At 66.5% G+C, this 17,651-nt stretch carries 19 protein-coding genes and 1 tRNA gene; 11 read left to right on the top strand and 9 right to left on the bottom strand.

Going from position 1 to position 17,651, the window contains the following annotated elements:
- Position 1: 1 nt before the first annotated feature.
- Positions 2–397: a DUF6285 domain-containing protein gene (locus tag N0A20_RS16380; protein ID WP_260581382.1), complete on the bottom strand. Its 396-nt coding sequence runs from the start codon at positions 395–397 to the stop codon at positions 2–4.
- Between the two features lie 4 nt (positions 398–401).
- Positions 402–1,415 (bottom strand): phosphotransferase family protein, encoded by a 1,014-nt coding sequence (locus tag N0A20_RS16385; protein WP_260581383.1) that lies wholly within the window; start codon positions 1,413–1,415, stop codon positions 402–404.
- A 160-nt stretch (positions 1,416–1,575) separates the two neighbouring features.
- On the opposite strand from N0A20_RS16385, the gene N0A20_RS16390 reads away from it, so the two are divergent.
- Positions 1,576–3,486, top strand: a complete 1,911-nt coding sequence (locus N0A20_RS16390; protein ID WP_260581384.1) for an AMP-binding protein — start codon at positions 1,576–1,578, stop codon at positions 3,484–3,486.
- A gap of 27 nt (positions 3,487–3,513) precedes the next feature.
- Complete coding sequence (locus N0A20_RS16395) at positions 3,514–4,170, top strand: TetR/AcrR family transcriptional regulator (protein WP_260581385.1); 657 nt, start codon at positions 3,514–3,516, stop codon at positions 4,168–4,170.
- Positions 4,171–4,265: 95 nt separating this feature from the next.
- Here the strand turns inward: N0A20_RS16395 and N0A20_RS16400 are convergent, their stop codons facing one another.
- Entirely contained in the window at positions 4,266–4,691 is a 426-nt protein-coding gene (locus tag N0A20_RS16400; protein ID WP_260581386.1) for a hypothetical protein, read from the bottom strand.
- Here N0A20_RS16400 and N0A20_RS16405 point away from each other — a divergent pair.
- The 3 genes from N0A20_RS16405 to N0A20_RS16415 all read left to right on the top strand — a co-directional run bounded on the left by N0A20_RS16405 (position 4,669) and on the right by N0A20_RS16415 (position 6,970).
- The gene (locus N0A20_RS16405; RefSeq protein ID WP_260581387.1) at positions 4,669–5,061 is read left to right on the top strand and encodes a phytanoyl-CoA dioxygenase family protein; all 393 of its coding nucleotides are present in this window, start codon (positions 4,669–4,671) and stop codon (positions 5,059–5,061) included. The two genes, N0A20_RS16400 and N0A20_RS16405, sit on opposite strands and share 23 nt — an antisense overlap.
- 4 nt (positions 5,062–5,065) lie before the next feature.
- On the top strand, positions 5,066–5,212 hold the full coding sequence (locus N0A20_RS16410) for a hypothetical protein (protein ID WP_260581388.1): 147 nt from the start codon (positions 5,066–5,068) through the stop codon (positions 5,210–5,212).
- A 231-nt stretch (positions 5,213–5,443) separates the two neighbouring features.
- Positions 5,444–6,970 carry an MFS transporter gene (locus N0A20_RS16415; protein ID WP_260581389.1) on the top strand — a complete coding sequence of 509 codons (1,527 nt, stop codon included), beginning with the start codon at positions 5,444–5,446 and terminating at the stop codon, positions 6,968–6,970.
- A gap of 329 nt (positions 6,971–7,299) precedes the next feature.
- Here N0A20_RS16415 and N0A20_RS16420 read toward each other — a convergent pair.
- Together N0A20_RS16420 and N0A20_RS16425 are read right to left on the bottom strand one after the other, a co-directional pair.
- A tRNA-Gln gene (locus tag N0A20_RS16420) sits at positions 7,300–7,373 on the bottom strand.
- The gene (locus tag N0A20_RS16425) at positions 7,359–8,012 is read right to left on the bottom strand and encodes an SGNH/GDSL hydrolase family protein (protein WP_260581390.1); all 654 of its coding nucleotides are present in this window, start codon (positions 8,010–8,012) and stop codon (positions 7,359–7,361) included. Before N0A20_RS16425 ends, N0A20_RS16420 begins: the two co-directional genes overlap by 15 nt.
- A gap of 375 nt (positions 8,013–8,387) precedes the next feature.
- On the opposite strand from N0A20_RS16425, the gene N0A20_RS16430 reads away from it, so the two are divergent.
- Entirely contained in the window at positions 8,388–9,680 is a 1,293-nt protein-coding gene (locus tag N0A20_RS16430) for an FAD-dependent oxidoreductase (protein WP_260581391.1), read from the top strand.
- A 137-nt stretch (positions 9,681–9,817) separates the two neighbouring features.
- Here the strand turns inward: N0A20_RS16430 and N0A20_RS16435 are convergent, their stop codons facing one another.
- A complete protein-coding gene (locus N0A20_RS16435) occupies positions 9,818–10,321 on the bottom strand; it encodes a TlpA disulfide reductase family protein (RefSeq protein WP_260581392.1) in 504 nt (167 codons plus the stop codon).
- Positions 10,322–10,342: 21 nt separating this feature from the next.
- Between N0A20_RS16435 and N0A20_RS16440 the strand changes: the two genes are divergently transcribed.
- The gene (locus N0A20_RS16440) at positions 10,343–10,765 is read left to right on the top strand and encodes a DoxX family protein (protein ID WP_260581393.1); all 423 of its coding nucleotides are present in this window, start codon (positions 10,343–10,345) and stop codon (positions 10,763–10,765) included.
- Positions 10,766–10,910: 145 nt separating this feature from the next.
- On the opposite strand, the gene N0A20_RS16445 is transcribed toward N0A20_RS16440, so the two are convergent.
- Positions 10,911–12,167 carry a dipeptidase gene (locus tag N0A20_RS16445; RefSeq protein ID WP_260581394.1) on the bottom strand — a complete coding sequence of 419 codons (1,257 nt, stop codon included), beginning with the start codon at positions 12,165–12,167 and terminating at the stop codon, positions 10,911–10,913.
- Between the two features lie 357 nt (positions 12,168–12,524).
- Between N0A20_RS16445 and N0A20_RS16450 the strand changes: the two genes are divergently transcribed.
- Positions 12,525–13,697: an acyl-CoA dehydrogenase family protein gene (locus tag N0A20_RS16450; protein WP_260581395.1), complete on the top strand. Its 1,173-nt coding sequence runs from the start codon at positions 12,525–12,527 to the stop codon at positions 13,695–13,697.
- Here the strand turns inward: N0A20_RS16450 and N0A20_RS16455 are convergent.
- On the bottom strand, positions 13,694–14,035 hold the full coding sequence (locus N0A20_RS16455) for a metalloregulator ArsR/SmtB family transcription factor (RefSeq protein ID WP_260581396.1): 342 nt from the start codon (positions 14,033–14,035) through the stop codon (positions 13,694–13,696). The two genes, N0A20_RS16450 and N0A20_RS16455, sit on opposite strands and share 4 nt — an antisense overlap.
- Before the next feature lie 42 nt (positions 14,036–14,077).
- A complete protein-coding gene (locus tag N0A20_RS16460) occupies positions 14,078–14,476 on the bottom strand; it encodes a hypothetical protein (RefSeq protein WP_260581397.1) in 399 nt (132 codons plus the stop codon).
- 34 nt (positions 14,477–14,510) lie between these two features.
- On the opposite strand from N0A20_RS16460, the gene N0A20_RS16465 reads away from it, so the two are divergent.
- The 3 genes from N0A20_RS16465 to N0A20_RS16475 are packed head-to-tail and all read left to right on the top strand — an operon-like array spanning position 14,511 to position 17,624.
- Positions 14,511–15,050 (top strand): hypothetical protein, encoded by a 540-nt coding sequence (locus tag N0A20_RS16465; RefSeq protein WP_260581398.1) that lies wholly within the window; start codon positions 14,511–14,513, stop codon positions 15,048–15,050.
- Positions 15,047–16,441 carry a hypothetical protein gene (locus tag N0A20_RS16470; RefSeq protein WP_260581400.1) on the top strand — a complete coding sequence of 465 codons (1,395 nt, stop codon included), beginning with the start codon at positions 15,047–15,049 and terminating at the stop codon, positions 16,439–16,441. The genes N0A20_RS16465 and N0A20_RS16470 overlap by 4 nt, the downstream gene beginning before the upstream one ends.
- Positions 16,422–17,624: a M20 family metallopeptidase gene (locus N0A20_RS16475; protein WP_260581402.1), complete on the top strand. Its 1,203-nt coding sequence runs from the start codon at positions 16,422–16,424 to the stop codon at positions 17,622–17,624. The genes N0A20_RS16470 and N0A20_RS16475 overlap by 20 nt, the downstream gene beginning before the upstream one ends.
- Positions 17,625–17,651 lie beyond the last annotated feature (27 nt).

Consider the following 17,651-nt stretch of genomic DNA (forward strand, 5'->3'; position numbering starts at 1 on the left):
GTCAGTCCTTCCTGGCGGCATCGCCGGACACGCGCAGCGCGGCGCGATATCCGGAGTAGCGGGGTTGATCGACCGAGAGTTTCTCGAGCGTCGTTGCGCGAAGATGCTCCGCCACGCCCGGCGATCCGATATCGAGGCGCCCCTCCGCGAGGGCGTCGGCGAGGGCGTTGTTCAGTTCCGGCAATGTGTCCCCGCTACCGAGCAACGCGAGAAGCCGCTGCTTCTCCACCTCCTCGCCCGCGGCGCCGAATTCGATCTGGCGCCACACAAGCTCGAGCGCGCTGGCCGCGACCCGCGCCAGAAAGGCGGTGCGTGGCCGCGCTTCGGGGACGACGGTTTCCCGCAGGAAATCGATGACGCTGCCGAGCAGTTCGTCGGGAGAGGGCTGATCCTGCATCGGGTCAGCCCGCAATCAGGCGCAGAAGGTCGATCTCGGTCTCCGACGTGCGCCGCGCGATCATCGCGCGCTCCACCGTCGAATCGTCGCCGCGGTAGGCAGCGAGCGACTGGGCACAGATCATGCCCCAGCGCATCGTGCCGAATATTTCCCACCAGCGGAGAGCGGCCGGGCCGGGCCGGATCCCGCTCGCCGCTTCATAAGAGGAAACCAGATCCTCGATCGTCCCGAACCCTCCGACCGGCAGGTCGATCCGGCCGAAGCGCCAGCTGTTGACGCAAATCCAGCCCAGATCCTCCATCGGATCGCCGATATGCGCCAATTCCCAGTCGAGCACCGCGCGAACGCCGCCGGGACCGATCATCAGATTGCCGTTGCGGAAATCGCCATGGACAAGCCGGGGCGCCGCGGGCGGCGGGGCATGGTCGTGAAGCCAGCGGAAGGCGAGGTCGAAGACCGGCCGCCTGACCGGGGTTTCGCGATAGGCCTTGCGCCACCGCTCGACCATCTGAACCGGCGTTTCGCGGTCGAGGCCCGGAAACCGCTCGACGGGAATGGCGTGGATGTGGGCGAGGATCGTTCCGCAATCGCCGGCAAGCCTTTGCCGGGCCGCGTGAAAATCAGGAGACTTGACGATCCGGCCGCCGAGCGTTTCGCCCTCGACGAAGCCCATGACGAAGCCGCGGCCGAGGCCGTCTTCCGGTTTCAGCACATAGGCGACCCTCGCCACCGGTACGCCTGCATCCGCAGCAGCCGACATCAGCTTCGCTTCGACTTCGAGTCCGACGCCGCCGGTGATCCGGGTTCCGCCCGGCGCGCGGCGCAGGATGTAGCGACCATCGCCCTCGCGGGCATTCGCCAGGTCAAAGCGCCAGATTTCCTGCGTGGCGCCGCCGGACAAGCGCTCGAGTCCGCTGATCGCACCGGCGGCGGGCGCGATCCGGCCCGCGATCCGGGACAGGCCGGTTCGGACCCCCATCGCGATGGCGTCGGTCGGTGACGTTTCCGTCGATAGCATGGGGGCCCTTCACCTCATCAGCAGCGGCTCGCCCGCGCTCTCCCGAATCCCTATTTTGATGTAGAATATAAAATTATAGTCATATAGTGTCAATGCGGATTGGCGCCGGAAAGCCTGCACATGGCGCTAGGCCCGACGCATGAGATATGGGAGAAAGCCGATGAACGATGCCGTGGCCGCGCAAACGGATATAGCGTTCAAACCGCTCGGCATGCTCGCCCCGTCGGTCAGGCTGGAGCGGCGCGCCGACGGCTCCATCCTGCTGTCCTCCGGTCACGCGCCCGGCACCGCGCCGCGATCGATTCCCCATCTTCTGCACGACCGTGCGCGCGAATTTCCCGGGCGCGCCTTTTTGAAGGAGCGCGATGGCGGCGATGGTCCCTGGCAGACGCTGACCTATGACGATGCCCTGCGACGGTCCGAGAATATCGCCCAGGCGCTGATCGCGCGCGGCCTGGGAGAAGGCGATGCGGTGCTGATCCTTTCGGCCAATTCGACCGAGCAGGCGCTGCTGATTCTCGGCTGCATGACCGCGGGCGTGGCGGCGGTGCCGGTCAGCCCCTCCTATTCGCTCGCCTCGCAGGACTTCGGGCGGCTTCGGCACTGCGCGGACATCACGAAGCCGGCGCTCGTCTTTGCGCAGACCTTCGCGCCTTTCGCCCCCGCAATCGCGGCCCTGCGCGAGGCAGCGCCCGGCCTCGAGGCGGTGACGGTCGACGGCAGCGGCGGGACGGTGCCGCTCGCGGAGCTTTGGAACCAGGCGGCCCGCACGGAGGTGGCCGAGCGGCGCGACACGCTTCGCGGCGACACCGTCGCCAAGATCCTTTTTACCTCGGGCTCGACCGGGCTGCCCAAGGCGGTGCCCCAGACGCAGGGAATGATGACGGGCGTCATTGCCGCCACCGGCGGCCTGCGCGCCGAGCCGCGCGATCCCGCGGTGCCGGTCGAACTGCTCGATTGGATGCCGTGGAGCCATATTTCGGCAGGCAACATCAACTTCAACGGCATCATCAGCGACGCCGGGACGCTCTATCTCGACACCGGCCGCCCGGTCCCCGGCCTCTTCGACCAGACGATCCGCAATCTTTACGACGTCTCGCCGATCGTCTTCGCCTCGGCGCCGATCGCTTACGGCATGCTCGCCGAAGCGCTCGAGCGCGATGCGCGGCTCCGCGCATCCTTTTTCCGCAACCTCGTGCAAATGGCCTATGGCGGCGCGACCTTGTCCAACGATCTCTTCGATCGCCTCCAGGTGCTCGCGATCGCCGAGACGGGCCAGCGCATTCCGATCACCACCATGTACGGGTCAACCGAAACGCAGGGGATCACCGTCACGCATTGGGCAACCGAACGCGTCGGGATGATCGGGCTTCCTCTCCCCGGCGTGACGCTGAAGCTGGTGCCCAATGGCGCCAAGCTCGAAGTGCGCGCCAAGGGACCAACCGTCATGCCCGGATATATCGGCGATGCCGAACGCAGCGCCGCGGCTTTCGACGAAGAAGGCTTCTACTGCCTCGGCGACGCGGTGCGGTTTCTCGATGACAGCGACCCCGCACAAGGCCTGGTCTTCGATGGCCGCGTCGCGGAGGATTTCAAGCTCGACAGCGGGACCTGGGTATCGGTCGGCACGCTGCGCCCCGACGTCATCGCGGCGTGCAGTCCGTTTGTGCAGGATGCCGTGATCGCGGGTCAGGACCGGGGGTTCGTCGCGGCGCTTCTCTGGCCTTCGGCGGCCGCGCGCGACGCATTCGCCGTCGACGGCACGCTCGATATCGCGGCGCTGGCGCAGACCGTCGCCGCGCGGCTTGCGGCGCACAACCGCGGCGCGGGCGGTTCGTCGCGCCGGGTGAAGCGCTTCCTGATCGTCGGCGAGCCGCTCTCCGTCGAGGGCGGGGAGATCACCGACAAGGGCTATGTCAACCAGCGCGCCGTCATCGAGCGCCGCGCGGAGCTGGTCGGCCAAGCTCTATCAAGATCCGGTTGCCGAAGGCATCATCGAGGTCGGCCAGGCGTGAGTTGGACTTTTCGGGGGTATCGGCTAGTGACGATCAATCAAGGCATGACGAATTAACCATGCCCTGCAGAAATCGGGGGTAGCGTGAGCGAAGAGGCGGATACCGAAACCGGTCGGGATGCGGCCGAGCGCTTTCCCCGGCGCACCGCGCGCCGGGAGCGAACGCGCGCACGCATCCTCGAAGCCGCTCGCGCCGAATTCGCCCGGGCAGGCTATGCCGATGCGACGATGAACGCCATTGCCGATGCGGCGGATATCCATGTCACGACATTATTCACCCATTTCAAGACGAAGCGCGATCTGGCGGCGGCACTGAGCGACCAGGAGATCGAGGTTTTCGGCGCCATGATCGCGGAAGCCAAAGGCCATGTTCCCTTCTTCAAATTCTTCCGCGAACTCGTGCTCTCGACCGCCGCGACCCGGCAAAAGGACGGCGACCCCAAGACGGGGCAAATGCAGGCCCTGCAGCGCGATCCCGAACTCGCACTCGGGTGGCTGCGTTATGAGGAGCGCGAAGTCCGGCTGGTCGCCGACTATATCGCGCATGATTATGGCCTCGACCCGCGGAAGGACTATGCTCCCTATCTGGCTGGGCAGATTCTGATCGCGAGCGGCGTCGCATCCTATACGCGGTGGACGCGGGTCAAGGGGCTCGACCTGGTCACCGAAACGCGCCAGGCGCTCGACCTTGCCGAACGCATGGCGCGCACCATCCTGCCGCTCGAGCCCGTGAACCCCTGAGGGCGGCCGCCCTCAACCCCTCGAAAGTCGATATTCCCCAGCCGCCATCGCGGCCGTGCCCGTTCGTGCGGGCATTCGGCAATTACGCTATTTGACTATAATAATCGACTCTGATACCATTTTGTCCCTGCAGGCTCGCGCCGGCAATCGAAAGGGAGGATGGAATGACCGATCAGGCGACCGCCGTGAACATCAACGAGATGGCGGCCCAGATGCTCAACGCGAAGCAGGCGGGACGCGTCAACGATCCGAAAGATCACAGCCGCAACCTGGGCCTGCTGACCCCCGAACAGGCGGAAAGCTGGACCGAGAAGGGCTATTTCATCCTGCGCGGCATCGTCGATGCCGCGACCTGCGCGGAGATGACGCGCCGAGCGATTGACATCTTCACGCGGGCGGAGGCCGGCAAGCGCCGGCGTCGGCGGCCACCATATCGGGGAGGACGGCGCGATCGCGGTCGAGGAAGCGGCGAAGGTCGATTCGGGCGAGGCGCCCGATATGCGGATGTCGAAGCTGTTCAACCTCCACCGCAAGGAGCCCTTCTACAGCTTTGCGGCGCATCCGGCGATCCGCAACGCCATGAATGCGATCCTGGGGTCCGAAGTCGCGATCTTCAATTCGCAATATATCTTCAAGAACCCGGGCGTCTGGGGCCAGCCCTGGCATCAGGATTCGCTCTACTACAGCTTCGACCGCATGCCCCAGGTCGGGGTCTGGCTTGCCACGAGCCGCGCGACGATCGAGAATGGCTGCCTGTTCGTTGCACCCGGGTCGCACAAGGAGCCGATTCACAAGGTCGTGCCCGACGCGCGCCCGGGATCGAACTATGGCTATCTCGAAGTCGTCGACTATGATTTCTCCGACGCCGAACCGGTGTTGATGGAGGCCTAGCGACGTGCTGATCTTCCACAGCTTCCTGATGCATATGTCGAACGACAACAAATCGGACGAACGGCGCTCGGCGCTCGTCTATCATTATGCCGACGCCAACACCGAGGTAATCGGGCCGAAATCGGCGACGATCGATTTCATGCCGATCTGACCAGCGCGACATGACCTGTCCCATCCCTCCTCTCCGGGAAGGCTCGGGCGGGGCCGCGCCCGCGCGCCCTTTGAGCTTTTCCAGGGCGGAACAGCCGGAACTATCTTCAATCGCCCCATTCCGGGGTGAGCAACAGGCCACACAGAGGGCAGACGGCGGCCGCAGCGGCCGCGACAGGGGAGACAGGATGATGGATCGGCCCGGGAAAATCCGCTCCGCGGGGCGGGGAATATGACCGCGGCCCGGCTGCCCGCCCGGCGGGTCGGCGCTCTTCCCTATGCCGCTATCGGCGTCGGCGCGGTGGCGAGCGGCATCGCGGCGCAGGCGATCACCGCCCTTGCGCTGCTCTTCTACAATCAGGTCGTCGGCATGTCGGCAACGGCGGTCGGCCTGGTGCTGATGCTCTCGCTGATCGGTGACGCCTTCTGGGATCCCGCGATCGGCCTGTGGTCCGACGCGACCCTATCGCGGCTGGGCCGTCGGCATCCCTTCATGTATGCCGCCGTCGTCCCGACAGGGATTGCCTTTTGGGCGCTGTGGAACCCGCCCGCCGATCTGTCAGACGCCGGAAACTTCGCCTATCTGCTCGTCACGATCATGGCGGTCCGCTTTTTCTCGAGCCTCTACGAAGTGCCCGCCACCTCGCTGATCCCCGAAATCGCGCCCGATTACGACAAACGAACCGGCTTTGTCTCGGTTCTCTATTTTGGCGGGGTCAGCGGTCTGGTTCTCGCAAGCCTGCTCGCCTTCCAGATTTTCCTGAGCGACCGGGCCGGCGGGGTCCACAATCCCGCAGGCTATGGCCGGTTCGGACTGTGGTGCGGCGTCGTGATCAGCCTGTCCTTCCTGTTCGCGACGATCGGCACGCACCGGCAGATACCGCATCTGGCGAACCCGCCGGAAGACGGAAATGGCGGCAAGTTGCGCCGGGCGCTGTCCCAGGTGGCCGCGGCCTTTTCCAACCGCAATTTCCTGGCGATCATGATCGCTTCGCTTTTCTCGGGCCTCAGCACCGGCGTGTCGAACACGCTCACCACCTATTTCAACGTCTATTTCTGGGGGCTTTCCACCGACCAGCTTTCGGGGCTGGCGCTGCCGATCCTGGTCGCTTCGATCGTCAGCGTCTCGATCACGCCGGCGCTGACCCGCCGCTACGACAAGAAAAGGGTGGCGATGGGCGGGTTGGCGCTCGCGGCGACGGCGGCGGTGCTGCCGATCGGACTGCGCCTGCTGGGCATCCTGCCCGGCAACGACTGGCCGTGGCTGATGCCGTTTCTGCTCGGCCAGATCTTCCTTGCCTCGGTTCTGGCGCTGACGGGCCTGATCGCCATCACGTCGATGCTGGCGGATGTGGTCGAGGACAATGCGGCGCGGACCGGCTATCGGTCGGAAGGCCTGTTCTTCTCGGCCAATACGCTGGTGAACAAGTGCGTGACCGGCCTCGGCACGCTGCTGGCCGGTGCGATGCTGACCTGGGTGAGCTTCCCTGCCGATGCCAAACCGGGCGCTTTCAGCGCGAGCCTGATGCACAAATTGGGTGTCATCTACGTGCCCATCGCCCTGCTGCTCGGCATCATCTCGCTCGTCACGATCCATTTCTTTCGCATCGACCGCGCGCAGCACCAGGCCAATCTTTCCAGGCTGGCCAGCGCGGCGCCGACCGAAGCGGGAACGATCGCAACCGGCGAGCCGGAATTCTTGGGCATGCCGGTCGCAAGCGGCGTTCCCGGGACCGTGCCCGGAAAGGCATCGGCATAAGGCGTGACCGGCAACGAGATCTTATGAATGCACAAGCGGCCGACGGGCAGGAAGCGGGAGGGGCACGCGTCGATCCCGGCTCCTGAGCGGCCAGCCGGGCATCTCTCGAACTCCCATGATCGTCTGATGCCCGATCAGCGCCGGCCCAAAGCCTGATGCGCGAAGGGAACGCGCGGATCATGGATCATTTCATTTGTGCGGCCGAATTATCGGGAAGTCCGTCGTGGGCTGACGCAAGACGGCCGATAGACGGATTCCGGAAAGCGCGGAAAAAGCGCCCATCCAGACACCGGAAGAAGCTCCAAGGTTCTGATTTCTCTGGATGTTTATGGATGCCCCGTGAGGATTCGAACCTCAATAGACGGAATCAGAATCCGTAGTCTTACCATTAGACGACGGGGCAGGAGCGGGGGCCAATAAACGGCAGAAACGCGTGGGTCAAGGGCTTCGTTGCGACCTCATTGCGACTTTGCAGGGTCTTCATTGCGACCATTAGCGCGGATTGTCGGCGCAAGCAGCGGCGACGCGCCGTTTCCACTCGGCGCGGCCGAGCGGCATCGGCGTGAACGCCGTCGCTGGTCTTCGACACGGGCAGCGCCGCGACGAAGCGTCCGCCACGTTCGGCCGCCAGTCGCGCGAGGAAACGATTGGCCGCGGCGCGGTCGCCGGGGCCATCGCTGCTGATTCCCACGATGATCGCACCGCGCGGTGCGATTGCGGCGACGTCGCGTTCCCAACCGGCCCGTCCTTGCCGCAGATCGTTGGATCCCAGCGAGGTCACGACGCGTCGGGGCCGCAGGCGTTTCAGCAGTTCGGGCACCATGGGCCGCACCTGGTCGCTGCGGGCGCTCGACAGGCCGGCGTTAAAGACGGGAAGGTTGCAAAGCGTCGGAAGATGCAGCCGCTCCACGGTGCTGTCGCCGATGAGCAACATGCCTCCGGCCGGAAAATCGGCGGTCCGGTTCAGCGTGACCCCGCGCCGTGTCGAAAAAGGGTCGAACGGTTCATGCCATCTACAGTATCCGGCCAATAAACCGGCCATGAATCCAATAATGACAAGGAAGACCGAAGACCGAAGACCGAAGACCGAAGACCGAAGACGGAAGACGGAAGACGGAAGACGGAAGACGGAAGACGGAAGACGGAAGACGGAAGACGGAAGACGGAAGACGGAAGACGGAAGACGGAAGACGGAAGACGGAACATTGTAATCACGATAGGATATAATGAAAACTGGTCAACAGCTATCGGATTTTATTTTTGAAACGATCAGGCCCGCACCAGCCGTCCATCCGGCGCCCGACACCGGCGCGCGCCCGCACAAGCCCGCTTGCCCTGACGCAAATCGCCGTTAGCATCGCGCGCAGAACAGACAGGGGGCCGCGCCCTGCGCGGACACCCCGGAGGAGTGGGCTGAATGCGTCATGTCGCGATCGTCGGGTCGGGTCCCGCGGGCTATTATACCGCCGAAACCTTGCAGAAGGACGAGGATATCGCCGTCGACGTCATCGACCGCCTGCCCGTCCCCTATGGCCTGATCCGCACCGGCGTCGCCCCGGACCATCAGTCGATCAAGGCGGTGTCGCGCCGCTACGAGGGCGTCGCGCTGACCGACAATGTGCGCTTCGTCGGCCATGTGTCGGTCGGCACCGACGTCGGCATCGACGAGCTGGTGGAGCTGTACGACGCGGTCGTGCTCGCAACCGGGGCGCCGAACGACCGGCCGCTCGACATTCCCGGCGCCGGCCTGCCCGGCGTGATCGGCAGCGCCGCCTTCGTCGGCTGGTACAACGGCCATCCCGATTTCGCGGCGCTCGACCCGCAACTGGGCGCCGCGGGGGTCGCGGTGATCGGCAACGGCAATGTCGCTTTGGACGTCGCGCGCATCCTCGCCAAGACGCCGGCCGAATTCGCGGGCAGCGACATCGTCGCCCATGCCCGCGAAGCGCTGGCAGCGAGCGCGGTGCGCCATATCCATATCCTCGGCCGCCGCGGCCCGCACCAGATCGCGATGACGCCCAAGGAACTCGGCGAACTCGGCCATCTCGAACGTGCGTCCCCGCGCGTCGACCCCGCCGACCTGCCGCCCGAGGGCGACGATGCGCTGCTCGAACCCGGAATGCGCAAGTCGGTCACCCATTTGCGCAGCTTCGCCGCCAATCCGGTCGCCAAGCCGGTGACGATCGATTTCGACTTTTTCGCGATGCCGGTGGCGATCGAGGGAGACGGCAAGGTCCAGCGCGTGATCGTCGAACGCACGACGCTCGACGGCGAATTGCGCAGCCGCGGCACCGGCGAGACCTATGCGATCGAGGCGGGGCTCGTCGTCAGCTGCATCGGATACCAGACCCCGCCGATCCCCGGCGTCCCCTATGAACATGGCCGCGGGCGTTTCGCGAGCGACGAGGGGCGCATCCTGCCCGGCCTCTATGCCGTCGGCTGGGCGCGGCGCGGGCCGTCGGGGACGATCGGCACCAACAAGCCCGACGGCGCGCGCATCGCCGACATGCTGCTCGAGGATATCGGGCGCGGCGCGGGCAAGGCCGGGCGCGCGGGGCTCGACGCGCTGCTCGCGAGCCGGAACATCGTGCCGGTCACCTTCCGCGACTGGCGGCGGATCGAGGCCGCCGAGGTCGCCGCCGCAATCGACGGCAACCCGCGCGAGAAATTCACCAGCGTCGAGGCGATGCTCGCGGCGATCGGGCGGTAGGCTGCCCCTTTTCGTGCCACGCGAGCGATGAACCGATCCCCGGCGAAAGCCGGGGTCCAGATGGCGAACGCAGCCTTCTCCTCATGGACCCCGGCTTTCGCCGGGGATCGGTTCATCGCTCCTGACCAGCCGGTCGGTCAGGGCGCCTCCGCCAGCAACGGATCGAGCGCCGCCTTGAAATCGGCCGCGGTATAGGCGCCCTTCTTGGCGTGGCGGACCACGCCCTTGCGGTCGATGATGTAGGTCGAGGGCACCGCATTGTCGATCGACCCGTAGTTGCCCGTCATCCGGTTCGACAGCGGATAGGACAGGAGGTCGCTGACCTGCTTGAGCTGATATTTGGGCACGCTGTCCTCGGTCGTCACCCCGAACATTTCGAGCCCGCGCGCCTGATTGGCTTTGAAATAGCGGTGCATCATCGGCATTTCGGCCTTGCACGGCGCGCACCAGGTCGCCCAATAGTTGATCACGACGACCTTGCCCTTCATCCCGGCGAGCGTGACCTTGCGCTTGTCGAAGGTGGTGATGGTGAAGGCGGGCGCGGGAAAACCGGGCTGGGGCGTCTTGCCCGGCGCGGCGCCGAGCAGCAGCGCCGCGGCGAGCGGCGCGAGCAACAGGCGGGCGGAGATGATGGTCCTCATGGCGCGACTAGACGAAAAAACATGGACCTAGGCAAGCCGGAAAGCCGCGTCCGCATGGTGCTGCGCTGGCTGCTGACGCTCGCTTATGCCTATGCGGGCTATCGCCACCTCGCGACCCCCGCCCCCTTCCTCGCGATCACCCCGCCGTGGGTGCCCTTTCCGGCCGCGGTCGTCGACGCGACCGGGATCGCCGAACTCGCCGGCGCGGCGGGGCTGACGATCCCGCGGCTGCGCAAGGCGGCGGGCTGGGGTCTTGCGCTTTATGCGCTTTGCGTCTGGCCCGCGAATTTCCACCATGCCCTCGCCCATGTCGCGATCGGCGGCGAGACGCTGGGATGGTGGTATCACGGCCCGCGCCTCGCGCTGCAGCCGGTCATCATCTGGTGGGCCTTATGGGCCAGCGGGGCGGTGGACTGGCCGTTCGGGAAAAAGAAGATCCCCTGAATCCGTTTGCCCTGAGCTTGTCGAAGCCCGTCCTGAGCGCCTGCCTTGGCAGGCAGTCGAAGGGGGCTGTTCTTTCTTTCAACCGTTGGAGGAAGAAGAACGGTGCTTCGACAAGCTCAGCACGAACGGATGAGAGGATTGCGCCCTACTTCACCACCGGCGTCTCTATCGGCGGCTGGCCCTTCTGGCTGGCGGCATAGGCCTCGACCGCCTTCAGCACGCGCAGCATGTTGCCGCTCGATATCTTCTCCAGTTCGGCCTGGGTGTAGCCGCGCCGCGCAAGTTCGGCGAACAGGCGCGGATAGCCGGCGACATCCTCCAGCCCGACCGGGGTCGCGTCCATCCCGTCGTAATCCCCGCCAATGCCGATATGGTCGATGCCGATCGTCTTTTTCAGATGGTCGATATGGTCGGCGGCGATGCCGATCGGCACCTGCGGCGCCGGGTTCTCCGCGTCCCACGCCTTCAGCGCCGCCGCGGCGGCGTCGGGATCGCCGACATACAGCGCGTCGAGCCGCGCCTTTTCGGCCGTGCGCGACAGGCCGTGCGCGCGCAACCCGGGATCGAGGAAGGCCGCATAGAGCACCACCATCACGATGCCGCCGTTCGCCTTGACCGCGGGCAGCACGCTGTCGGGCACGTTGCGCGGATGGTCGTTGACCGCGCGCACCCCCGAATGGCTGAACATCACCGGCGCCTTCGACACTTCGAGCGCGTCCTTCATCGTCGCTTCGCTGACATGGCTCAAATCGACGATCATGCCGAGGCGGTTCATTTCGCGCACGACCTGCTTGCCGAAATCGGTGAGCCCGTCATGCTGCGGCGCGTCGGTCGCGCTGTCGGCCCAGGGCGTGGTCTTGCCATGGGTCAGCGTCATGTAGCGCACGCCCATGCCGTAAAGCTCGCGCAGCACCGCGAGCGACGAGCCGATCGACTGGCCGCCCTCCGCCCCGAGCATGCCCGCGACCTTGCCCGCCTTCATCTGCTGTTCGAGTTCGGCCGAGGTGAACGCCAGGCCGAGGTCGTTCGGGTAGCGCGCGATCAGCCGCTTGGCGACGTCGATCTGCTCGATCGTCTGCTGCACCGCCTGCTGCTCGTTCGTGTTCGACGGCACATAGACCGACCAGAATTGCGCCCCGACATGCCCCTTGCGCAGCCGCTGGATGTCGGTGTGCATCACGGTTCCGTCGGGCTTGGGCTTGGCCGTGTCGTTGAAGTCGAAGTCGTTGATCACATTGCCGACCTGACCGCGCAGTTCCCAAGGGACGTCGTTATGCCCGTCGAAGATGGGCGCCTTGTTGAGCGCCGCGTCGGCGACCGCTTCGGGCGATTTCTGCGCCATGGCGGGGGTGGAGAGGAGGGCGAGTGCGGCGAGGCTGGCGAGCAGGTGCGACTTGGACATGGTGCGCGACCCTAATAGGTTGATCGGGCGGCGCAAGCCCGGGGCGGAGGGGGTGGCCGAGAGGGCGCGCGGTAATGTTTCACGCAAAGGCGCGAAGGAGGAAGAAAAAGGGATTTCACACGAAGACACAAAGAGGGCAATTTACGCCACCACCCGATGGCGAGGAAACCGCGCGAAGCGCCTTTATGATCGCCTGCGGCGACACGACAGGTTCGCGCAGGGGCGCGCCCTCTTTGTGTCTTTGTGTGAGATTATATTCTTCGCGCCTTCGCGCCTTTGTGTGAGATTTTTTCTGCGCCGCGCCCGCGGGGCAGACTTGCCTTGACGTTTACGTCAACCCCGCGCAGCATCGCCTTCATGACCGCTTTCGACAACTGGCGCGCGCGTTCGCCCTATTATGACGAAACCCACGAGGCGCTGGCGCAGAGCGTCCGCCGCTTCGTCGAACGCGAGATCGCGCCCAACATCGACCGCTGGGAGGCGGAAGGCGAATTGCCGCGCGAACTGCACAGGAAAGCGGCGGAAGCGGGGATATTGGGACTGCGCTATCCCGAGGAATATGGCGGCCACAGCGAGGGTTTCGACAATTTTCACGGCCTCGTGCTGACCGAGGAGCTGGCGGCCGTCGGTGCGGGGGGCTTAAGCGCCTCGCTGATGACGCACGGCATCGGCCTGCCCCCGATCCTCGCGCTCGGCTCGGACGAAATGAAACGGCGCGTCGCGCCGCCCGTGCTCGCGGGCGAGAAGATCATCGCGCTCGGCATCACCGAAGCCGGCGGCGGCAGCGACGTCGCCAACCTGAAAACCACCGCCGTCCGCGATGGCGACGACTATGTCGTCAACGGCGGCAAGATGTTCATCACCAGCGGCATGCGCGCCGACTGGCTAACCTGCGCGGTCCGCACCGGCGGGCCGGGCGCGGGCGGCATCTCGCTGCTGCTGATCGACATGGGCAGCCCCGGCGTCGAACGCACGCGGCTCGACAAGATGGGCTGGCGGTGCAGCGACACCGCCGCGATCCATTTCGGCGACGTCCGCGTCCCCGCGTCGAACCTGATCGGGCCGGAGAATGGCGGCTTCATCGGCATCATGCGCAATTTCAACAGCGAACGGCTCGGCATGGCGATGGGCTGCTGCGCCTATGCCCGCGTCGCGATGGCCGAGGCGGCGGAGTGGGCGCAGAACCGCGAGACCTTCGGCAAGCCGCTCGTCGGCCACCAGTCGATCCGCATCAAGCTCGCCGACATGGAACGCCAGATCGAGGCAACGCAGGCCTGGGTCGACCTCGCCGCATGGCAGGTCCGCGAAGGCAGGGACCGCCCCGCCGACTTCGCGATGCTCAAGGTCCAGGCGACGCGCATGCTGGAGGCCGTCGCGCGCGAGGCGGCGCAGATATTGGGCGGCGCCAGCTATATCACCGGCAGCAAGGTCGAACGCATCTACCGCGAGGTCCGCGTCAACGCGATCGGCGGGGGGAGCGAGGAGATTTTGCTCGATCTGGCCGGGCGGCAGTTGTTTGGGGGGCGTTAGACCTCGGGGTCCTTAGACCGCTTGGCCGCGATCGCGAGCGATTCGGCCTTGAGCGGGCGCGACACCGGGCACACTTCCTGCACATAGCCGTTGAGCACATTGGTCAGCGCGTCGGGAATCAGGCGATAGAAAACGAACTGGCCGCGCTTCTCGCTGGCGATCAGCCCGGCGTTTTCGAGCACCGACAGGTGCTGCGACACCGCCGGCTTGCTCATGTCGAAGCGCGCGGCGATGTCGCCCGCGCTCAGTTCTGCATGCGCCAGATAGGCCAGAATCCTGCGCCGCGGCGTCGAGGCCAATGCCTGAAAAACCCGTTCCATATATTCGTAAATGGACACCGCATGCCGACTTGACAAGGATTTAGATATTTAAGTAATTTCTTATTTATTTGCAGGAGTCGGATGATGCGCGATGACGATCCCCATGCGGTCAATTTCCTGATCGACGAACCCGGGCCCGATCCGGTTTCCGGCACCGTCCGCGCCGACGCGCCGAGCATCGCGTGGAATGGTGGCATGGCGCTCGTCGCGCTGGTCGCCGGCCCCTTCTTCGTCACGCCGGGGACGATCGCGCTCTTCCTCGTCACCACCGGCGCCGCGCTGCTGCTTGGGCACAGCGTCGGTTATCACCGGATGATGATCCACGGCAGCTTCGAGGCGCCGCGCTGGCTGGCGCGCACGCTTATCTGGTTCGGCGCCTACGTCGGCATGGCGGGGCCCTATGGCATCGTTCGCGCGCACGACACACGCGACTGGGCGCAGCGGCAGGCCGACTGCCATCCCTTCCTGCGCCACGGCACCGGAATGCTGCGCGATGCGTGGTGGCAGATCTATTGCCAGGCTCGACCTCGACCGCCCGCCGCGCTTCGATTTTTCCGAACTCAACCGCGATCCCTTTCACCGCTGGCTGGAGGCGACGTGGCGCTGGCAGCAATGGCCCGTCGCCCTGCTCTTCTTCGCGATCGGCGGCTGGGGCTGGGTCGTGTGGGGCGTCGCCGCGCGCGTCGCGGTCGCCAATCACGGCCACTGGCTCGTCGGCCATCTCGCCCACAATCGCGGACCGCAGCACTGGACGGTCGATGCGCATGGCGTGCAGGCGTTCGACGTCCCCTGGGCGGCGATCCCGACGATGGGCGAGGCGTGGCACAACAATCACCACGCCTATCCGGGGTCGGCGCGCATCGGCCTGCATCCGGGGCAGAGCGATTGGGGCTATGGCTTTATCCGCCTGTGCGAGCGGCTGGGGCTGGCATGGAACGTCCGGACGCCCACGACCCTCGGCACGCGCAGCGGATTGAGCGTTGTCGCACAGGTCACCCCGCTGCCCGCGCCGCTGGCCGGAGTGGTGCGGTGAGTCCCCTGTTGCACCGCCTGCGGACCGAGGTTCGCGCGTCGATCCTCTATGCGCTCGCCGCGGCGGCGCTGATCCTGTCGCAGCATGCCATCGTCTTCCTCGCCTTTCGCGCACTCGGCATGCCGCTCGCACTCGACGACCGTTTCTGGCTGTTCCCGATCCGCCAGCTCGCGATGCTGCCCGGCATTTCGCCGCTCGTCGCGGTCGGCGGCTTCGCCTTCTGCCTCGTGATATCGGCGGCGCTCGCCCGGCTGTCGCTGCGTCGCGCCGATCGCCTCGGTCGCGGCGGCGGGCTGGCGCTGGCGACGATGGTGCCGACCGTCCAGGTCGCGGCGGCACTCGCGCTGGCCCTGCTGTGGCAACGCCGCGCGGACAGCGAGCCCCGGCGCGTCGGCAAGCCGGCGCCGCCCCACCAGCTCGCGATCGGCATTTCCGCCGGAACCGCGCTGATCGTCGCCGCCGTCGCGGTGTCAGCGCTGACGATGGGCGCCTATGGCTGGGGCCTGTTCGTCGCGACGCCTTTCCTCGTCGGCCTGATCACCGGCTTCCTCGTCAATCGCGGCGCCGATCGCAGCGCCGCCGAAACCTTCGGCGCGGTGGCGATGGCGGGGCTGCTCGGCACGATCGCGCTGCTGATGCTCGCGCTTGAAGGGCTGATGTGCGTCCTGCTGATCGCGCCGCTGGCGGTCGTACTCGCGGGGATCGGCGGTTTCATCGGACGCGCGGCGGCAAGGCGGCTGGCCGATCCGCGCCAGCCCTTCTACGGCGTCGCGGCGCTGCCGCTGATCTTCTTCGTCGATGCCGCGATGCCGCCCGAAATTCCCATCGTCACGCATGCCGACGTCGCCATCGCCGCGCCGCCCGAGGCGGTATGGGCCAGTCTGACCGCCGACCGCCCGGTCACCGAAGCCCCGGGGCTCGTTGGCCTCGCGGGGCTCGCCTACCCCGTCGCGAGCCGCATCGTCGGCACCGGCGAAGGTGCGCGGCGGATCGGCCGCTTCTCGACTGGCACCGCCGACGAACGCATCACCATCTGGCAACCCGGCCGTACCCTGGCCTTTCGCGTCGTACGCCAGCCGCCCGCGATGGAGGAGATGAGCCCCTATCGCAAACTCCACACCCCGCACCTCGTCGGCTATTTCGACACCGGCGAGACACGCTTCGACCTCGCGCCGCTGCCCGGCGGCGGCACCCGGCTGACCACACGCGCCGACCATGTGCTGCGCATCGATCCCGGGCTTTACTGGGCGCCGATCGCGCGTCGGGCAATCGGGCAGAATGTCGACCGCGTGCTGACCGACGTGCGGCGCGACGCCGAACGCCGCGCCAAGACGCCTCGACAGCGCGCGGGCTTGGCGCCACACTCACCGCATGGACAATCTCTCGCATAGCTGGCCCGCCGAGGCCGACACCATTCTTCCCGGCCTCGTCGACCTGCGGCGCGCGATTCACCGCGATCCCGAACTGGGTCTTCAGAACCCGAGGACGCTCGCCAAGATCAAGGACGCGCTCGCGGGCCTGCCGCTCGAATTTCGCGAGGGGGCCTCGACCACCGGACTCGTCGCGATCCTGCGCGGGCCCGCCAACGGGCGCACCGTGCTGCTGCGCGGCGACATGGATGCGCTGCCGCTGGTCGAGGATACGGGGCTCGACTTCACCTCCGAAACCAGCGGTGCGATGCACGCCTGCGGGCACGACACGCATGTCGCGATGCTCGTCGGCGCGGCGAAGCTGCTGTGCGCGGCGCGCGACCGGCTGCCCGGCACCGTGATGTTCATGTTCCAGCCGGGCGAGGAGGGGCATCATGGCGCGCGCTTCATGCTCGACGACGGGCTGATCGACCCGCTGCCCGACGCAGCCTTCGCGCTCCACATCATGCCCAATGCGCCGCACGGCGTGTTCGCGGGCAAGCCCGGACCGCTGCTCGCCTCGTCCGACGTCCTCGCCATCACCGTCAAGGGCGCCGGAGGACACGCGTCCATGCCGCACGATGCTATCGACCCGATCCCGGTTGCTTGTGCCATCGTCACCGCGCTCCAGACGATGGTGACGCGCCGCGTCTCGGTGTTCGACCCCGCCGTCGTCACCATCGCGAAGATCGCGGCGGGGACGACGAACAACATCATCCCCGAAAGCGCCGAACTGCTCGGTACGATCCGTACCCTGTCGCCGCAGCGCCGCGCGATGGTCGCGGCGGAACTCAAACGCCTCGCCCCCGCGATCGCCGAGGCGCATGGCTGCACCGCCGAGGTCGCAATCGTCGAGGGCTTCCCCGTCACCGTCTGCGACAGCCGCGCCGCCGCCTTCGGCCAGCGCGTCGTCGAGGAGACCTTCGGCGAGGCCGCCTGGCTGACGATGGACAATCCCGTGATGGGCGCCGAGGACTTCGCCTATGTGCTCGAGAAAGTACCCGGCGCGATGTTCTGGCTCGGCGCGAGCCATGAGGGAAGCGACTGGCGCGCCTGCTGCGGGCTGCATTCGAACCGCATGGTCCTCGACGAAAAGGTAATGGCGCGCGGCGCGGCGCTGCACGCGGCGCTGGCGGAGCGGTTTTTGAACGAGGGGTTTGGGTAAGGAAAGATTTTCTCACGCAAAGGCGCA

It is taken from the genome of Sphingopyxis sp. PET50, assembly GCF_025244705.1.
Taxonomy (GTDB): domain Bacteria; phylum Pseudomonadota; class Alphaproteobacteria; order Sphingomonadales; family Sphingomonadaceae; genus Sphingopyxis.

Coding starts and splice junctions, on each gene's coding strand:
- N0A20_RS16380 (WP_260581382.1), bottom strand. CDS start 397: ATGCAGGATCAGCCCTCTCCCGACGAACTGCTCGGCAGCGTCATCGAT.
- N0A20_RS16385 (WP_260581383.1), bottom strand. CDS start 1,415: ATGCTATCGACGGAAACGTCACCGACCGACGCCATCGCGATGGGGGTC.
- N0A20_RS16390 (WP_260581384.1), top strand. CDS start 1,576: ATGAACGATGCCGTGGCCGCGCAAACGGATATAGCGTTCAAACCGCTC.
- N0A20_RS16405 (WP_260581387.1), top strand. CDS start 4,669: ATGCGGATGTCGAAGCTGTTCAACCTCCACCGCAAGGAGCCCTTCTAC.
- N0A20_RS16415 (WP_260581389.1), top strand. CDS start 5,444: ATGACCGCGGCCCGGCTGCCCGCCCGGCGGGTCGGCGCTCTTCCCTAT.
- N0A20_RS16425 (WP_260581390.1), bottom strand. CDS start 8,012: ATGGCCGGTTTATTGGCCGGATACTGTAGATGGCATGAACCGTTCGAC.
- N0A20_RS16430 (WP_260581391.1), top strand. CDS start 8,388: ATGCGTCATGTCGCGATCGTCGGGTCGGGTCCCGCGGGCTATTATACC.
- N0A20_RS16435 (WP_260581392.1), bottom strand. CDS start 10,321: ATGAGGACCATCATCTCCGCCCGCCTGTTGCTCGCGCCGCTCGCCGCG.
- N0A20_RS16440 (WP_260581393.1), top strand. CDS start 10,343: ATGGACCTAGGCAAGCCGGAAAGCCGCGTCCGCATGGTGCTGCGCTGG.
- N0A20_RS16445 (WP_260581394.1), bottom strand. CDS start 12,167: ATGTCCAAGTCGCACCTGCTCGCCAGCCTCGCCGCACTCGCCCTCCTC.
- N0A20_RS16450 (WP_260581395.1), top strand. CDS start 12,525: ATGACCGCTTTCGACAACTGGCGCGCGCGTTCGCCCTATTATGACGAA.
- N0A20_RS16460 (WP_260581397.1), bottom strand. CDS start 14,476: ATGGCAGTCGGCCTGCCGCTGCGCCCAGTCGCGTGTGTCGTGCGCGCG.
- N0A20_RS16465 (WP_260581398.1), top strand. CDS start 14,511: ATGCGTGGTGGCAGATCTATTGCCAGGCTCGACCTCGACCGCCCGCCG.
- N0A20_RS16475 (WP_260581402.1), top strand. CDS start 16,422: ATGGACAATCTCTCGCATAGCTGGCCCGCCGAGGCCGACACCATTCTT.